Below are 14,418 nucleotides of genomic sequence, written 5' to 3' on the forward strand. Positions count from 1 at the left end.
GGGGCCGCAACGCGGCCCCGACAATCTGTTAGACCAGCTCTTCGCGCTTAAGCTCACTCTTGAGGTAGGCATAGTATATCGGCCCCGCCACCACCCCCGGCAGCCCGAACGCCGCCTCGAACACAAGCATCGCCAGCAGCAGTTCCCATGCCTTGGCACTGATCTGCCCGCCAACAATCCGCGCGTTGAGGAAGTACTCGACCTTGTGGATAACGATCAGGTAACCCAGCGCCGCCGCCGCCACCCAGATCGACAACGACAAGCCGACGATGGTGATCAGGGTATTGGACATCAGGTTGCCGATCACCGGCAGCAAGCCCAGCAGGAAGGTCAGCACGATCAGTGTCTTGGTCAGCGGCAGGTGCACGCCGAACAGCGGCATCACCACCGCCAGGAAGATGCCGGTAAAGGCCGTGTTGAGCAGCGAGATCTTGATCTGCGCGAACACGATGTTGCGAAACGCCTTCACCAGCAGGTTCAGGCGCTCAAACAGCGCTGCCGCCAGGGGCTTGCGCCGGGAAACATCGGGAATACGCTGCAGGGCGATGATGGCGCCGAGAATCATGCCGATCAGCAGCGTCACGAACATGTGCGCCATGCCTTTGCCCACCAGCTGCAAATCGCTCAGGTGGCTTTTTATCCAGTCGCCGATGGCGACCTTGAACTCTGCGGCACTGGCGGGCAGGTAGCCCTCGATGAAGGGCGGCAGCTGACCGCGGGCACGCTCGACAAGGGCCATGAACTTGTCCAGCGAGGCGCCGGGGTTTTCCGCCTCGTGCAGCAAAAAGCTGAAGGCACCGGCAATGAGCAGCGTCAAGGTAATGACCACCAGCGTGCCAAGCAGCGCCACGGCCAGCCAGCGCGCACGCTGGCCGGCCAGCAGCGGCTGAAGGCGCGGGGTCAGCATGTTGACCAGTTCGAACACCAGCAGGCCAGCCAGCAGGCTGGGCAACAACTTAAGGGGCAAAGCCAGCAGCAGGCCGGCCATGACGATGAACAGGCTGGCCAGGGTGATCTGACGGGGGGTAAAGGTCATACAGCCTCGACGGCAGACAGCGGGAATGCCCGCAGTCTGCCAGCCTTGGCGGCGCAGGCATAGGCGCAGGTCATTTCTTCTTCAGGCAGTCGCTCATGTACGCCTTGCGCTCGTCACCCTTCAGGGCTTTGGTCGTGGCGTCGGCGTTGCAGGTCTTCATCTTCTCTTGCTGGGTGTGTGGCACGTCCTTCTTCAGGCAGGTGCTCATGAACGCTTTGCGCTCATCGCCCTTGAGGGCTTTGGTAGTAGCGTCGGCATTGCAGGTTTTCATTTTTTCCTGCTGCGCGGTATTGGCCGCGAAGCCTTGGGCACTGAACAACACTGCCAGCGCCAGTAATGGGATGTGCAGCACTTTCATGGAGTAGTCTCCTTGGCTCCGTGCCCGACGCACGGGGGTCGAGCTGAGTGTAGCCAAGATTTTTCAGCGCCCCGCCCGCGCCTGCCGGCGGTACTGCTCGGGCGTGCACTCGGCCTGGCGCTGGAACATGGCGATGAACGCCGAAGCGCTGCTGTAGCCAAGGTCGAAGGCAATGGCCTGAATGGGCAGGCCGGCCTCCAGCGCTTCGATGGCACGCAGAAAACGCAGGCGCAGGCGCCACTCGCCAAAACTGATGCCCAGTTCGCGCAGAAACTGGCGGGCCAGGGTGCGTTCGCTAACATGCACACGGGCGGCCCAGTCGGCCAGCGGGCGGTTGTCACCCGGCTCGGCACTGAGGGCGTCCAGTACCTGGCGCAGGCCATCGCTTTGGGCAAACGGCAGGTAGCAGGCCTGGGCGGGCGCCAGCAGCAACTGGTCGAGCAGTACCTGCACCAGGCGCTGGTCGCGCTCGTCCTCGGCCACCTTGAGGTCACGCCGGGCGAAGTCGCCGAGGATGGCCTTGAGGATATCGCTGATCATCAGGCTGCACGGTTGCGGTGGCAGGGCTGCGCACAGGCTGCGGTGTAGATAGATAGAGCGGTAGACGATGGCCTGGGGGTTGTAACAGCCATGCGCGGTATCGGGCGGTACCCAGACGGCGTAGTGCGGCGGAGACAGGAAACGCTGGCCGGCGACCTCCAGTTGCATCACGCCGTGGGCGGTGTAGTTCAGCTGGCCCCAGGCGTGTTTATGCACGGCGCTGTGGGTATCGGCAACGAACTCATCGTGTCGGAAGTACACCGGCGCCGGCAGTTGGGTGAATTGGGGTATATCGAGGTATTTGCGCGGCATGCTGTCTGCTTTGCGGGGTGGGTTGTCTGGATAAGAGTATAGGCTTGTGGACAGACACTCGATAATACAGGCCTATCGAGGGCCTGCCTTGCAGGCCTTCGCGGGCTTGCCCGCTCCCACAGGAACTGCGCCAGCCTCAAGGCCTGTGATATCCCTGTGGGAGCGGGCAAGCCCGCGAAGGGCTGCAAGGCAGCCCCAATCCAGGCCCCAATGAGTAACCCGCTACATGAATTACCTGTTCCCCCTCACCGCCATCCTCATCTGGGCCGGCAACACCGTGGTCACCAAGATGTCCGCCGGTGCCATCCACCCTGCCGAAATCGGCTTCTACCGCTGGCTGCTGGCCGGCTTGCTGTTCACGCCGTTCCTGCTGCCCGCCGTGTGGCGCAACCGCGCAGCCATCCGCCCACACCTGGGCAAAGTGTTCGTGCTGGGCGTGCTGGGCATGGCGATGTACCAGAGCCTGGCCTACTTTGCCGCCGGCATCACCAGCGCCACCAACATGGGGATCATCCTCTCGCTGATGCCACTGATGTCTCTGGCGCTGTCCATCGCCTGGCTGGGCCAGCGCCTGAGCTACGGTGCCCTGCTGGGTGCGGTGGTGTCATTCTTCGGCGTGCTGGAGGTGGTCAGTGCCGGTCACCCCGCGAGCCTGTTGCAGCAGGGCCTGAACAGCGGCGACTTGCTGATGCTGGTCGCCACCCTGGCCTATGCGCTGTACAGCTTCCTGTTGAAGAAATGGCAACTGCGCCTGCCACCCCTGCAGTTGCTGTATTTGCAGGTGCTGGTGGCAATCGTGGTGCTGCTGCCGCTGTTCCTGCTGTCGGACAAGACGGGCCTGAACAGCCGTAATATCGGCCTGGTGCTGTATGCCTGCGTGCTGGCCTCGATGATCGCGCCGCGGGTGTGGATGCAGGCCGTGCATCGCCTGGGGCCAAGCCGCACCACGCTATTCTTCAACCTGCTGCCCTTGGTCACCGCACTGATCGCCGCCGTGGTGCTCGATGAGCAACTGGCGCGCTATCACCTGGTCGGCGGCCTGCTGACCCTGGCCGGGGTAGTGCTGGCCGAGCGCTGGACCACCCCGATACGCCGCTAAAGCCCGGCAGCCTTCAGCCGGGCGGCATGTTCGGTGAACAACCGCACCGGCTCGGCGCCTTTGCCCACGGCGCCGAGAGACTGGTTGACGATATCCAGGTGATCGAGCGGGTAGTCGTCGCCGATCACCTGCCCCAGGTGCGAACTGAAACGCCCGACCATGCCGTCGCAATGCCCCTTTTCTTTGACGAAGCTGCGGGCAAACAGGCGGCAGAAGCGATTGCTGCCGTCAAAGCGGTTGCGACCCTGGTCGGTAAGGCCGGGCTGCAAGGTGCCAGACCACGAGTAATAACGCACACCATCGACTTCATAGGCCCCTTCCCCGCCCCAGGTCTGCGGCAGCCCTTGGGGATATGCCTGGTTGAACAGCGCCACCCCGGCAGTGGTCATCGACTGGTGCGAGGCGTGCAGGTCAACCGGCAGCGGGTCGCGGCGCCAGCCGGTTTCCAGCCACACCAGCAACACGGCAAGACCCTGCAACACAGCCTTGAGGATGCGCCCCTGGGGTGAATCGCCAGGCGCCGTGCGGTCCAGGTGGTCAGCCAGTTCCGAGCCGTGGTTGGGGCCGGCCACCGAGGTGACCGAAGCCACGCGCTCTGGCCGCCTGGCCGCTGCGTAGCGCGCGCTCAGGGCACCTTGGCTGTGGCCGATGAGGTTGACCTTTTCGGCACCGGTACGCGTGCAGATATCCTCGATGATCAGCAGCAACTGCTCGCCGCGCACCTCGCTGGAATGCAGCGGCGAAACCTGCACCGGGAACACCTGCGCCCCCCCCTTGCGCAAGGCTGGCACGATGCCGAACCAGTAGGGGTAGAGCATTAGCCGGACAAAACCGAGCATGCCCGGCACCAGCACCAACGGGTATCGCGTGGCCAATTCCTGTTGCATTGCACCAGCCCCTTTCCGTGGACGACCGGTCAACACTACAGCGCCAATCATGACCATCGCAATCGAACTCCCGGCCCGCGCTGTGGTTCCAAACCACACAGACCCTTTGCAAGGAGCGGGACCATGTACAAGCAGACCCTGGCAATCCTTCTGGCAAGCGCCACCCTGGCCGCCTGTGGCAGCCGCCCGGAAAACCCGGCGGACTATGTCACCTACCGCGACGAGCCGCTGGTCAAGCAGGTGGAGCACGGCATGACCATGCAGAAGGTCATCGCCATCGGTGGCAGCCCATCGAATGTGATCGACCTGCCGCACGGGGGCACCTGCAACGACTACATCCTCAACCGCGACGGCAAACAACAGCCCTACTACGTGCGCTTCGACGCCACTGGCCACGTCGATGCCAAAGGGTTCAAGACTTGTAAACAACGCCAAGAGGACAGCGACGCCGTCCCCGGCGCGTGAGCCTGCGTCCCCACCCTGACCCTGATATGCCTGGAGATAACCATGAGCAACGTTGAACTGACCGATGTGAAAACCCTGCGCGAACGTGCCCGCCAGCATGTGGAGCAAGGCGCGGTGACCGAGGGCTACCACGCCGACCGTCAGGAAATCCTGCGCCTGCTGAACGAGTCGCTGGCCACCGAGCTGGTCTGCGTACTGCGCTACAAGCGCCACTACTTCATGGCAAGCGGCATCAAAGCCAGTGTGGCTGCCCAGGAATTTCTGGAGCATGCGAACCAGGAAGCCGAACATGCCGACAAGCTGGCCGAGCGCATCGTGCAGCTGGGCGGCGAGCCGGACTTCAACCCCGACAACCTGACCAAGAACTCCCATGCCCAGTACGTGGCGGGTAATTCGCTGAAAGAAATGGTGCTGGAAGACCTGGTGGCTGAGCGGATTGCCATTGATAGCTACCGCGAGATCATCCAGTACATCGGTGATAAAGACCCGACCACCCGACGCATCTTCGAAGACATCCTGGCCCAGGAAGAAGAGCACGCGGACGACATGTCCGACCTGCTGCAAGGGCTGTAATCGCAAGGGGCTGCTTTGCAGCCCTTCGCGGCACAAGGCCGCTCCTACAGGGGAAAGCGATCCCTTGTAGGAGCGGCCTTGTGCCGCGATGGGCCGCAGAGCGGCCCCCTGCTATTTCCGACCTTTCACCACTGCCGGCGCCTTGCCCGCCTTCATCTGCTGCAACAGCGGCGTGCACTGGTTGGGATCATCCCCGCTGCTGGGCGCAATCAGCGCCAGCAACCCCGCCGCCGGCCCGGCCACCACACCCAGCGCCACCATCCCCGCACCACGCAGTGCCAGCGGAACTGCCTGCACCCCAGCACTCGGCGTGGCAAACGGCCCACGCACATACAGTGGCGAACGCAGCGAGAACAGCCGCAGGCCTTTCGATTCGGGGGTGATTTTCAAGTCCAGCTGCTCACTGCTGAAGTTGGCCGTACCGTTGATGTAGATGATCGCGTTCTCGGTATCGAAGATGAACAGACGGGTCGTTGCCAACCCCTCCTTGATACCCACATCGGCCGCCGCGCAATTGATCTTCACATCCTCATCACCGAACAGCTTGCCGATGACATAGTTGCCCACGTTCAAGCCGGCAATCTCCATCAGGCTGCGGCTGATCGCGCCATCGTTGACGAGCATGCGCAGGTCGCCATTGGCCGTACCCAACAGCGCCGCCACTGAATTACCACGGCCGCTGATGTCGGCATCGCCGTTCAACTCACCAAAGCTGGTCTGCATCGGCGCGAAAGTCGGGAACAGTTGCTTGAGCTTGAAGCCCCTGGCAGTCAGTTGGGCGCGGCCCTGCAAAGGCACGCTGCGACCGTCCAGGCGAATTCTGGAGGCCAGGTTGCCGCCAGCGACGCCGAAACGCAGGGGCTCCAGGCGCAACAGACCGTCTTCGAGAATCACGTGGGCCGAAAGGTCATTGAACGGCAGTTGCGTGCTGTGCACGATGCGCTTGCCGGCAAAGGTGACGTCGGCGTCCATCGCGCGCCAGCGCTCGGTGCGGAACTCTTCCACTGGCAGCACCTTGCCCGTTGGCTGCTTGCTGGCACCACCACGGGCCTTCTGCTCGGCGTTGGAATCGGCGCCGATCAGCGGCGCCAGGTCCTTGAACAGCAACTGGTTGGACACCAGGTTGCCGGACAGCTTGGGCCGTGGCTGGCTGGCAACGAAGGCCAGGTCACCGTGGATGTCGCTGTCACCGATCTTGCCATTGAAGCCCTGGTAGTTGAACGTCGCGCCTTGTGGCGCATGCAGGTTGGCGCTGAGGCGGCCGTCGGTCGAGTAGGCCGGGGTGTCCGGCAGGGTCACCCCGGTCAATGGGTAGAGGTTGCCCAGGCTGGCACCGGACAGGCGCAAGCGCAGGTCCAGGGCGCCGAGGTTGCGCGGGTCGGTCAGGGTGCCGGCGAGCACCACATGGGTGTCGGCGATGCGCACGTCGGCTTGCAGCGGAAACGGCTGGCGGGCGTCCTGCAGCGCCAGCAGGCCGCCGATCTTGCCGGTGCCGGACACCGGCTGATCCTTGTAGCGGCCTTGTGCCTTGAGCCCGAAGGCGTAGTCCTGTGCACCACCCGCCTTCTCGGCGCTGGCCTTGCCGACAATCTCGCTGAACGGGATCGGCTTGCCCAGCGGGTCAATCTGCACCTTCATGCTGGTTTTCAGGGTTTGATCGTCGAAGCTGACATTGCCCTGGTCGAAACCGATCGCACCAATATCCAGCTGCCATTTGGAAGGTTCGGCGTTTTCATCCTTGGGGCCGAAGTCGAACGTCCAGTTGGCACGGCCATCGGCCAGACGGGTAAGGCTGGCAGTGGGTTTGGTCAGGTCGATGCGCGGGATACTGATCTGCTGGAACACCAGCGGCAGAGGCGCCAGGCGGAACTCCACGCGCTCCAGGCCGACCATCTTCGGCTCCTTGAGCCACTCCGGGTTGCCCAGGGTCAGGTCCTCGGCAATGAAATGCGGCCATGGCACCCAGGCACGCCAGCCACCCTCTTCAGGCTCGGTGCGCCAGTGAACGGCAAGGTTGCCGTTGATAGCGAAGGGCCGGTGCAGGGCCTCGGACACCTTTTCGTTGAGCAGGGGCTTTACGCGGTTCCAGTCGAAGGTGGCAATCACCACCACCAGAATCGCCAGCAGGGTAAGGAGGGTGGCGAGGGCCCAGAGGAGGATTCTGGCGGGACGCGTCATTGCGTGATTCTCCTTGCGGTATGGCACAAAACGGGTGCAGCGATGGCAGTCAATATGTCGGACTGTGGAAAACCCGTGGGGTTTTATCGAGAGCGGCATCATAGCGAAGTTTTCCTGGCCTTTTGCTCAGCAATACGTCGCGTCAGGCGCTGCCCGCTACCCGGCATCAGGACCTTCACGTCATCCTGCGCAGACCTGTAAAGCGCTTTCCAGAGCGGTTGCCGACCTCTATCAATGCGGTCGATTGTTACCATTACCCGTATGAACTTCTCTCTGGCGTTACCGAGCGTAGCATTGGCTCCGTACCCACTTTCCAGCCCCCGAGAGGAGCACCGAAATCATGAAACGCCACCTGCTGACCCTGACCCTGTCCATCCTGGCTGCCAACGCTTTCGCCCTGCCAGCCGACGAACAGCACCTGACCGCCGAATCCCGCTCCAGCGCTGCCGAAATCGCCCAGCCGCTGAAAACCGTTGCCGAAGGGGGTTCTGACCGCCTGATCGAACGCGCTGGCCGCGTAGCCGAAGGTGGTTCTGATCGCCTGATCGAACGCTCTGGCCGCGTAGCCGAAGGTGGTTCTGATCGCCTGATCGAACGCTCTGGCCGTGTAGCTGAAGGTGGTTCTGATCGCCTGATCGAACGCAGTGGCCGCGTTGCTGAAGGTGGCTCGGATCGCCTGGTTGAATTCAGCCGTGTGAGCTGATCACCATGGCCGAAAAGAACAACCTCTGTCACATCGCTTGCTCCCCTCCAGGCCCGGTCCATTGACCGGGCTTTGTTTTTTTATCTAGAGTGCCCAGCCTTACCGTCACAGAAGCCCGCATCATGCTGCCGCGCGCCGAACAGAAGCTACAGACCCGCCAGGCCCTGCTCGATGCCGCCTGCCTGCTCATGGAGAGTGGCCGTGGTTTCGGCAGTGTCAGCCTGCGCGAAGTGGCGAAGACCGCAGGCATCGTGCCGACCGGCTTCTACCGGCATTTTCCCGACATGGACGCCCTGGGCCTGGCGCTTGTGGCCGAAATTGATACCACCTTCCGCCAGACCATCCGCCTGGTGCGCCAGAACGAATTCGAGCTGGGCGGCATCACCGATGCTTCGGTGCGCATCTTCCTCGACGTGGTCGCCGCTCACCGCGCGCAGTTCCTGTTTCTGGCCCGCGAACAGTACGGGGGCTCACAAGCCGTCCGCCAGGCCATTGCCCGGCTGCGCCAGGACATAAGCGACGACCTTGCCACCGACCTGGCGCGCATGAAGCGCTGGCAGCACCTGGACAGCGCCGCGTTGGCGGTAATGGCCGACCTGGTGGTGAAGACCGTGTTCGCTACCCTGCCCGAGCTTATCGACAGCCCCGACTCAAGTTATCCACAAGCACTGACGGCGCAGGAAAAGATCACTCAGCAATTGCGCTTCATCTTTGTTGGCGCCCGTCACTGGCAAGGGCTGGGCAACCCACAACCGTAGTTCTGCTACCATTGCGCCCTGCCCGACAGCGACGAGCGCCGAAATGTCTGACCCCCGCCCCACCCTGCCTGAACTGGCCCGCTTCAACCAGCACTTCGCCGAATGCATCGTGCCGTTGTGGCAAGGCCCGGGCTGGAATGCCGACATGGCCCTGCCCTACGAGGCCCTGGACGCCCACCACCAGCCGTTGCCTGTGCAGCGCTATCGGGCAATGGCCTGCGCACGCCAGCTGTACCTGTTCAGCAGCCGTATCGGGCAACCGGGCGCGGCCGAGCGCGCAGCAGCGTTGTTCCGCTCGCTGCAAAAGCACTTCCACGACGCCGAGCACGGTGGCTGGTTCTACAGCATCGACGCCCAAGGCAAACCGCTGGACCGCCGCAAGGACCTGTACACCCATGCGTTCATCGTCTTTGCCTGCGCGCACTACTGGGGCAAGGTGCGCGAAAGCCTGGTGGAGTCCACCTTGAATGCCGCGCTGGACATCATCGACCAGCAGTTCGCCCGTGACGACGGCCTGTACGAAGCCAGCCTGGGCGAAGACTGGGCAGACCTCGCCAGCGGCCCGCTGCAGAACCCGCAGATGCACCTGGCCGAGGCGTTCCTGCAGGTGTTGGCAGTGCGTGACGATAGCCATACCCAGCAGTCGCTGCTGCAGTTGTGTGAAGCGCTGCAGGTTCACTTCATTGAACCAGCCCATGGCCTGATGCTGGAAAAGCCACGCGGGGCTGTGGATAACTGGTTCGAGCCGGGGCACCAGTTCGAGTGGTTCTACCTGCTGCACACCTCACCGCTGCTGCGTGACACGCCGCTGCATGCGTCCATTGACCGGGCGTTCGGCTTTGCCGAGCAGTTCGGGGTGAAGAACGGGGCAGTGCTGGCGATGCTGGATGTGGATGGCCAGGTGCTGGATGCCACACAACGGGTATGGGCACAGGCGGAGTACCTGCGAGCGCTGGTGCTGCGTGCTGGCGGCGAGGCGAAGTTGCGGGAGCAGTTGCAGCTGCTGGAAGCGCAGTTCTTGCGGGAAGCGGGCTGGTATGAGTGCCGGGATGGTGAAGGCAACGTCAGCCGGCATGATATGCCTTCTACTACGCCCTATCATTTGGCGACCTGCCTGGAAGGGTTGCAGCGCCTGAGCTGACGCATTCGCGGGGCAAGCCCGCTCCCACAGGTACTGCACCGCCCTTAGGCTAGTGAATTACCTTGTGGGAGCGGGCTTGCCCCGCGAATGGGCCGCACAGCGGCCCCGGTGACTATTTTCAGCCCTTGACCGAACGGTCGATGGAGAACCCTGCCCAATCCTGGCTCACCGGCATCAGCTCCAGGCTGTTGATGTTGATATGCGCCGGCTGGTTGAGGATCCAGAAGATGGTCTCGGCAATGTCCTGCGGCTGGATCGGCTCGGCACCCGCGTAAGTGGCGTCGTACTTGGCCTGGTCGCCGCCGAAGCGCACCAGCGAAAACTCGCTCTCGCACAGCCCCGGCTCAATGTTGCTCACGCGCACGCCGGTCCCGCGCAAGTCGCAGCGCAGGCTCAGCGAGAACTGGCCGACGAAAGCCTTGGTGCCGCCATACACGTTGCTGCCCGGGTACGGGTAGTTGCCCGCCACAGAACCTACGTTGAGAATCGACGCGCCACGACCGTGGGCGATCAGCCGTGGCAACAGCAGGCGGGTGGTGTACATCAGGCCCTTGATGTTGGTGTCGACCATGGTCTCCCAGTCGTCCAGGCTGCAGTTCTGCGCCGCATCCACCCCCAGTGCCAGGCCGGCGTTGTTGACCAGGCCGCGAAGCTTCTCGAACCCGGTCGGCAAGCCGGCGATCGCCTGCTCCATGGCCTTGCGATCACGCACGTCAAGCACCAGGCCGTGCACCTCGGTCTTGGCCGACAGCTCAGCGCACAGGGCGTCCAGGCGCTCCTTGCGGCGGCCGGTGAGCACCAGCTTCCAGCCAGCGTCGGCAAAACGGCGGGCGGTGGCCTCGCCGAAACCGGAAGTGGCGCCAGTGATGAATACGGTGGACGTCATGCTCTGTTCCTCACGGTAGGTTGTCATCGGCAGCTTTGCAGCATGCCCGCGCCGCGCGCTGGCAGCAAGCCGTTCGGGGCGCTGTACATTTTTTGTTCATATCCGGCAAACCCTTGCGGCAGAAGGCTCGGCGCCAGCTATGCGCATGTTATCCACAAGGCTTTCCCCACGGATTGGGGGCAACTTGTCTACTGTGCGGAACCCTTTCAGCGATGCAGGGTCGGTGGATAGTTTTTTGGTGATGGTGCAAAGCTTTCAAACATGCTGCCTGCAGCAGTCTGTCCAAGGTTTTCCCACAGAGTTATCCACAGCCTTGATGCTGGTTTCGAGGTGCTTTCGGATCTGTGAAAAACCTTGAAAAATCATCCACAGGAAGGATGTGATCAAAAAATGATCGCATCGATGCAGGGCCTGATATCAAAGGGCTGGAGCGAGATGCCACCATGTTTTCCACAGGCAGTTCCACATTATCCGTGGACAAGATCAAGCCTGTGGAAACAAGGGGTTGCGAGAGACTATTAGCGTGGATCGAGAGTATCGCGGGGTAAGTTGTCCACATTGGAAATGGGACTGCTTTGCAGCCCCGAATGTAACTCAGTGCCCGCCCAGATAGGCGTTGCGCACTTCCTCGTTGACCAGCAGCTCCTGCCCGGTCCCGGTCATGCGGATCTCCCCGTTGACCATCACATAGGCCCGGTCGGAGAGCTTCAGCGCATGGTTGGCGTTCTGCTCCACCAAAAAAATGGTCATCCCGGTCTTTGCCAGCTCACGCAGGGTCGAGAAGATCTGCTTGACCACGATCGGTGCCAGCCCCAACGAAGGCTCATCCAGCAACAGCAACTTCGGTCGGCTCATCAGCGCCCGGGCAATCGCCAGCATCTGCTGCTCCCCCCCGGACATGGTCATGGCTCGCTGGTTACGCCGCTCCTTCAACCGCGGGAACAGCTCGTACATGCGCTGCATGTCTTCATCAGCATGCTTGTCACCGATGGGGATGGTACCCATCATCAGGTTCTCCTCGACGGTCATGTCGGGGAACACCCGGCGCCCTTCCGGCGACTGTGCAATGCCGTTGGAAGCAATGTAGTGCGACGATTTGCGGGTAATGTCGGTGCCGCGATAGACGATATGCCCGGACGCTGCCCGCGGCTGCCCGAAGATCGACATCAGCAGGGTCGACTTGCCAGCACCGTTGGCACCGATCAGGCTCACCGTCTCGCCCTCGTTGATGTGCATCGAAACCTTTTTCAGCGCCTGGATCGGCCCGTAGAACACGTCCAGGTCCTTCAGTTCGAGAATGGGTGCACTCATACCAGTTCCTCTTCATCTGCACCCAGGTAGGCGGCGATCACCGTCGGGTTGTGGCGGATTTCCTGCGGTGCGCCTTCGGCAATCACGTTGCCGTGGTCCAGCACCACGATATGGTCGGAAATGCTCATGACCATGCCCATGTCGTGCTCGATCAGCACCACAGTGATGTCATGCTCGTCACGCAGCACTCGAATCATGCGGCTGAGGGCTTCGGTTTCCTGCGGGTTCAGGCCGGCCGCCGGTTCGTCCAGGCAGATGATCTTTGGCCGCGTGCACATGGCCCGGGCAATTTCCAGGCGGCGCTGCTGGCCGTACGACAGCTCGCCGGCCAGGCGGTTGGCACAATCGACCAGGTCGACCACTTCCAGCCAGTAAAACGCGTGGTCCAGCGCATCGCTCTCGGCTTTGCGGTAGGCCTTGGTGTTGAGCACCCCGGCCAGCAGGTTGCGGTTGACCCACATGTGCTGGGCCACCAGCAGGTTCTCCACCACCGACATTTCCTTGAACAGGCGAATGTTCTGGAAGGTGCGCGCCAGGCCTGCGCGGTTGACCAGGTGGGTACCGCCGAACATCTTGTAGTACAGGCGGTTGGCAAAGCGCGCCGGCGACACGAAGTCCGCCGCCTGGAAGCGCTCGCCAAGCAACTGGATGACGTTGGTGTGGCTGCCGCGCACGTTCAGCTCGATGCGCCCGCCACTGGCCTTGTAGAAGCCTGTCAGGCAGTTGAACACCGTGGTCTTGCCGGCGCCGTTGGGGCCGATCAGGGCGAAGATCTGGTTGCGCCGTACCTTCAGGCTGACATCACTCAGCGCCTTGATGCCACCGAACTGCATCATCAGGTTGTCGACCGAGAGAATGATATCGTCGCTCATGGCGCCACTCCTTTACGCGGGGTCACACCGGTACGGCTGATGCGGATCAGCCCACGCGGTCGCCAGATCATCATCAGCACCATCAGCACCCCGAACAGCAGCACCCGGTATTCGGAGAAGCTGCGCAGCAGTTCGGGCGCCACAGTCAGCACGAACGCCGCAATCACCACGCCCACGGTCGAGCCCATGCCACCCAGTACCACAATGGCGAGGATCAGCGCCGACTCGAAGAACGTGAAAGACGACGGGTTGACGAAGCCCTGGTAGGTGGCAAAAAACACACCGGCCAGGCCCGCAGTGGACGCCCCCAGGGTAAACGCCGAAAGCTTGACCAGTACGTGGTTCAGGCCCATCGAACGGCAGGCGATCTCGTCTTCGCGCAGCGCTTCCCACGCCCGGCCTACCGGCATGCGGGTCAGGCGGTGCTTGATGTACAGCACGGCCAGCACCACCAGGAACAGCACCGCGTAGATGAACACGAACTTGAGGTTGGCGTTGTAATCGAAGCCGAAGAACTCGTGGATCGGCACCCCGCCATCCTTGGCCCGGCGGCCGAATTCCAGGCCGAAGAAGGTTGGCGAAGGCGCCGGCATGCCGTTGGGGCCACCGGTGAACGACAACCAGTTGTTCAGCACCAGACGGATGATCTCGCCAAAACCCAGGGTCACGATTGCCAGGTAGTCACCGTGCATTCGTAGCACCGGGAAGCCAAGTATGCACCCCGCCAGCGCTGCGGCGATGGCCGCCAAGGGCAGCACGCTCCAGAAGCCAAGGCCGAGGTACTGGTAACCCAAAGCAAGGCCGTAGGCGCCAATGGCATAGAACGCCACGTAGCCCAGGTCGAGCAGGCCGGCAAGGCCGACCACGATGTTCAGGCCAAGCCCCAGCAACACGTAGATCAGGCCGAGGATGACCACGGTCAGCAGGTACTTGTTAGCAAAGATCGGGAAGACGATGGCAATCACCACCAGCGCCGGGATGATGTAGCGCAGGCGCGACTTGTAGTCCGGCGCGTTCACATGCACGCCCGAGCCACCGCTGTCGAAGCCCTGGAGCATGCGCACGCCAGCGGCGCTCTGCAGGAACAGGCTGAGCAGGAAGCGCCCCACCATCACCCCGCCAACCAGCCAGGCTACGCGGCGCGGTTCGGCATTGAAGGTGTAGCCGTCGAGCACTACGCCCACGACCGGGCCAAACACAATGAGAGCCAGCAGGCCGGCGACAAGGGTCTCCAGCAGGCTGCGTTTAAGGTCGAAACCTTTGGTTTCGCTAACAGAGGCAGTTTTGGCAACGGACATG

At 62.6% G+C, this 14,418-nt stretch carries 15 protein-coding genes; 6 read left to right on the forward strand and 9 right to left on the reverse strand.

Annotated features, from left to right (window positions below):
- Nucleotides 1–28: 28 nt before the first annotated feature.
- The 3 genes from AC07XM_RS08950 to AC07XM_RS08960 form a co-directional block, all read right to left on the reverse strand.
- Nucleotides 29–1,036 carry an AI-2E family transporter gene (locus AC07XM_RS08950; RefSeq protein WP_023046919.1) on the reverse strand — a complete coding sequence of 336 codons (1,008 nt, stop codon included), beginning with the start codon at nt 1,034–1,036 and terminating at the stop codon, nt 29–31.
- 70 nt (nt 1,037–1,106) lie between these two features.
- Nucleotides 1,107–1,394 (reverse strand): PsiF family protein, encoded by a 288-nt coding sequence (locus AC07XM_RS08955; protein WP_016489408.1) that lies wholly within the window; start codon nt 1,392–1,394, stop codon nt 1,107–1,109.
- Between the two features lie 63 nt (nt 1,395–1,457).
- Nucleotides 1,458–2,246, reverse strand: coding sequence for an AraC family transcriptional regulator (locus AC07XM_RS08960; RefSeq protein WP_095116465.1), 789 nt, complete (start codon nt 2,244–2,246; stop codon nt 1,458–1,460).
- Between the two features lie 226 nt (nt 2,247–2,472).
- Here AC07XM_RS08960 and AC07XM_RS08965 point away from each other — a divergent pair, with 226 nt between their 5' ends.
- On the forward strand, nt 2,473–3,345 hold the full coding sequence (locus tag AC07XM_RS08965; protein ID WP_016489410.1) for a DMT family transporter: 873 nt from the start codon (nt 2,473–2,475) through the stop codon (nt 3,343–3,345).
- Here AC07XM_RS08965 and AC07XM_RS08970 read toward each other — a convergent pair.
- Nucleotides 3,342–4,232 (reverse strand): esterase/lipase family protein, encoded by an 891-nt coding sequence (locus AC07XM_RS08970; protein ID WP_016489411.1) that lies wholly within the window; start codon nt 4,230–4,232, stop codon nt 3,342–3,344. The two genes, AC07XM_RS08965 and AC07XM_RS08970, sit on opposite strands and share 4 nt — an antisense overlap.
- Nucleotides 4,233–4,355: 123 nt before the next feature.
- Between AC07XM_RS08970 and osmE the strand changes: the two genes are divergently transcribed.
- Both osmE and AC07XM_RS08980 read left to right on the forward strand, forming a co-directional pair.
- The gene (osmE, locus tag AC07XM_RS08975) at nt 4,356–4,697 is read left to right on the forward strand and encodes an osmotically-inducible lipoprotein OsmE (RefSeq protein ID WP_016489412.1); all 342 of its coding nucleotides are present in this window, start codon (nt 4,356–4,358) and stop codon (nt 4,695–4,697) included.
- 42 nt (nt 4,698–4,739) lie between these two features.
- Nucleotides 4,740–5,270 (forward strand): ferritin-like domain-containing protein, encoded by a 531-nt coding sequence (locus AC07XM_RS08980; protein WP_016489413.1) that lies wholly within the window; start codon nt 4,740–4,742, stop codon nt 5,268–5,270.
- A gap of 111 nt (nt 5,271–5,381) precedes the next feature.
- Here AC07XM_RS08980 and AC07XM_RS08985 read toward each other — a convergent pair whose 3' ends face one another.
- On the reverse strand, nt 5,382–7,448 hold the full coding sequence (locus tag AC07XM_RS08985) for an AsmA family protein (protein WP_102689368.1): 2,067 nt from the start codon (nt 7,446–7,448) through the stop codon (nt 5,382–5,384).
- Between the two features lie 340 nt (nt 7,449–7,788).
- Here AC07XM_RS08985 and AC07XM_RS08990 point away from each other — a divergent pair, with 340 nt between their 5' ends.
- The 3 genes from AC07XM_RS08990 (at nt 7,789) to AC07XM_RS09000 (ending at nt 10,050) form a co-directional block, all read left to right on the forward strand.
- Nucleotides 7,789–8,151, forward strand: coding sequence for a hypothetical protein (locus AC07XM_RS08990; protein ID WP_102689369.1), 363 nt, complete (start codon nt 7,789–7,791; stop codon nt 8,149–8,151).
- A 122-nt stretch (nt 8,152–8,273) separates the two neighbouring features.
- Nucleotides 8,274–8,909, forward strand: a complete 636-nt coding sequence (locus tag AC07XM_RS08995; RefSeq protein ID WP_016489416.1) for a TetR family transcriptional regulator — start codon at nt 8,274–8,276, stop codon at nt 8,907–8,909.
- A gap of 43 nt (nt 8,910–8,952) precedes the next feature.
- Nucleotides 8,953–10,050 (forward strand): AGE family epimerase/isomerase, encoded by a 1,098-nt coding sequence (locus AC07XM_RS09000; protein WP_016489417.1) that lies wholly within the window; start codon nt 8,953–8,955, stop codon nt 10,048–10,050.
- A 118-nt stretch (nt 10,051–10,168) separates the two neighbouring features.
- Here the strand turns inward: AC07XM_RS09000 and AC07XM_RS09005 are convergent, their stop codons facing one another.
- The 4 genes from AC07XM_RS09005 to livM all read right to left on the reverse strand — a co-directional run bounded on the left by AC07XM_RS09005 (nt 10,169) and on the right by livM (nt 14,417).
- A complete protein-coding gene (locus AC07XM_RS09005) occupies nt 10,169–10,936 on the reverse strand; it encodes an SDR family oxidoreductase (protein ID WP_016489418.1) in 768 nt (255 codons plus the stop codon).
- A 594-nt stretch (nt 10,937–11,530) separates the two neighbouring features.
- On the reverse strand, nt 11,531–12,247 hold the full coding sequence (locus tag AC07XM_RS09010; RefSeq protein WP_016489419.1) for an ABC transporter ATP-binding protein: 717 nt from the start codon (nt 12,245–12,247) through the stop codon (nt 11,531–11,533).
- Entirely contained in the window at nt 12,244–13,119 is an 876-nt protein-coding gene (locus tag AC07XM_RS09015; protein ID WP_016489420.1) for an ATP-binding cassette domain-containing protein, read from the reverse strand. Before AC07XM_RS09015 ends, AC07XM_RS09010 begins: the two co-directional genes overlap by 4 nt.
- Nucleotides 13,116–14,417 (reverse strand): high-affinity branched-chain amino acid ABC transporter permease LivM, encoded by a 1,302-nt coding sequence (gene livM / locus AC07XM_RS09020; protein WP_016489421.1) that lies wholly within the window; start codon nt 14,415–14,417, stop codon nt 13,116–13,118. The genes AC07XM_RS09015 and livM overlap by 4 nt, the downstream gene beginning before the upstream one ends.
- Nucleotide 14,418: the final 1 nt, after the last annotated feature.

It is taken from the genome of Pseudomonas sp. GW460-LB5, assembly GCF_059423245.1.